This is a genomic window from Mammaliicoccus sp. N-M50 (assembly GCF_022386995.1).
GTDB lineage: Bacteria > Bacillota > Bacilli > Staphylococcales > Staphylococcaceae > Mammaliicoccus > Mammaliicoccus sciuri_A.
On record NZ_JAJNJA010000035.1, the window covers coordinates 1 to 303 of the forward strand.

Annotated in this window: 1 rRNA gene; it reads right to left on the minus strand. The window is 37.0% G+C overall.

The window, feature by feature from the left end:
• Positions 1-203: 203 nt before the first annotated feature.
• A 5S ribosomal RNA gene (rrf, locus tag LQ622_RS14945) occupies positions 204-303 on the minus strand; the annotation flags it as partial.

Consider the following 303-nt stretch of genomic DNA (forward strand, 5'->3'; position numbering starts at 1 on the left):
TTGGTTAAGCCAATCACTCTGAAGTACTTTCAGTACTCAATTATTGGAATTAACGTTGACATATTGTCATTCAGTTTTCAATGTTCATTTTGTCTCACAAGAACCTATTATACACTTGTTATATTCTTGTGTCAACATTTAATTCAATTTATTTTTCAAGAAAATTTCAAGAAAAAAAGACCCAAGGGTCAAAATTGAATTTTGCCCGGCAACGTCCTACTCTCGCGGAACGTAAGCCCAACTACCATCGGCGCTAAAGAGCTTAACTTCTGTGTTCGGCATGGGAACAGGTGTGACCTCTTT